This window comes from Rhizobium sp. P40RR-XXII (genome assembly GCF_012641405.1).
Taxonomy (GTDB): domain Bacteria; phylum Pseudomonadota; class Alphaproteobacteria; order Rhizobiales; family Rhizobiaceae; genus Rhizobium.
Genome location: NZ_JABAII010000050.1, coordinates 1 through 819, shown reverse-complemented (window position 1 = coordinate 819; position 819 = coordinate 1). Strand labels below are relative to the sequence as shown.

Annotated in this window: 1 protein-coding gene; it reads left to right on the top strand. The window is 58.9% G+C overall.

The features are described 5' to 3' along the window. The first annotated feature begins 52 nt into the window (after positions 1 to 52). Positions 53 to 757, top strand: coding sequence for an IS6 family transposase (locus tag HGP16_RS33700; RefSeq protein WP_168844264.1), 705 nt, complete (start codon positions 53 to 55; stop codon positions 755 to 757). The last annotated feature ends 62 nt before the right edge of the window (positions 758 to 819 follow it).

The window sequence follows — 819 nt, the reverse complement described above, 5'->3', positions numbered from 1 at the left end:
GGTGATGTCACGGTAACGGCTTGTGAGGATCAGCTGCGATAGACGCAGGTGCATGAGCGCTTCGCCAGTCAGCTACAAGCGTCATCGCTTCCCACCCCAGATCATAGCCCGCGCGGTCTGGCTCTACTTTCGGTTTCCGCTGAGCCTGCGTCTTGTCGAGGAATTGCTGCTGGAACGCGGCATTGCTGTCTCCTATGAGACGATCCGCCGGTGGGAAAAGAAGTTCCGCCCGGCTTATGCGCGCCGCCTTCACCGCAAGAAGTCCAGCGGGAACGATGTGCGGCATCTGGACGAGGTCGTTATCATCATTGCCGGGACGAAACACTGGCTATGGCGGGCCGTCGATCAGGACGGGTATGTGCTTGACGAAATCGTCCAGAACCGCCGCAACACCAAGGCCGCCAAGCGATTGCTGACCCGTCTTCTGAAGAAGCAGAGTATTGCACCGAAGCGGATGATCACTGACAAGTTGCGCTCCTATGGAGCAGCCCGGCAACAGGTGATGCCGCACATCGAACACCGATCCTACAAAAGTCTGAACAACCGGGCTGGGAATTCTCATGTGCCGCTGCGAAAACGCGAGCGGATGATGCAAGGCTTCCGATCGCCGGGAGGCCTTCAACACTTCGTATCTGTCTTCTCCGCGGTCCGCAACCTCCTCGTCCCGCCCAGCTCACAACGCTCCGCATTCCAAAGCCGCGTTCACCGCATCCAGGCGATCGCACAGTGGAAGGCTGCGGCGGGAGCCGTGGCCTGAGATCAATCCTGAAGGCCGAACGTCAAACGTGCTTCCGAATTCAAGTTAAGGTGACATCGCCC